The sequence below is a fragment of the Paraclostridium sordellii genome, from assembly GCF_000953675.1.
Classification (GTDB): Bacteria; Bacillota; Clostridia; order Peptostreptococcales; family Peptostreptococcaceae; genus Paraclostridium; species Paraclostridium sordellii.
Window position 1 is genome coordinate 3,392,119 of the sequence record NZ_LN679998.1, and the last position, 263, is coordinate 3,392,381.

Here is a 263-nt window from a genome sequence, read left to right on the forward strand (position 1 = left end):
TTTGGAGCGGGTGAAGGGGATCGAACCCTCACAGCCGGCTTGGAAGGCCGGAACTCTACCATTGAGCTACACCCGCATATTTAATTGGTGACTCATAGGGGAATCGAACCCCTGTTACCGCCGTGAAAGGGCGGTGTCTTGACCGCTTGACCAATGAGCCATATTATTATTTTAATGGTTGCGGAGGCAGGACTCGAACCTGCGACCTTCGGGTTATGAGCCCGACGAGCTGCCAACTGCTCCACCCCGCGATATTATTTAAA

Annotated in this window: 3 tRNA genes; all 3 read right to left on the bottom strand. The window is 52.9% G+C overall.

Annotated features, from left to right (window positions below):
* Positions 1 to 2: 2 nt before the first annotated feature.
* The 3 genes from ATCC9714_RS16720 to ATCC9714_RS16730 all read right to left on the bottom strand — a co-directional run bounded on the left by ATCC9714_RS16720 (position 3) and on the right by ATCC9714_RS16730 (position 251).
* Positions 3 to 76 (bottom strand) — tRNA-Gly (locus tag ATCC9714_RS16720).
* Between the two features lie 9 nt (positions 77 to 85).
* Positions 86 to 160, bottom strand: a tRNA-Glu gene (locus ATCC9714_RS16725).
* A 15-nt stretch (positions 161 to 175) separates the two neighbouring features.
* A tRNA-Met gene (locus ATCC9714_RS16730) sits at positions 176 to 251 on the bottom strand.
* Between the last annotated feature and the right edge of the window lie 12 nt (positions 252 to 263).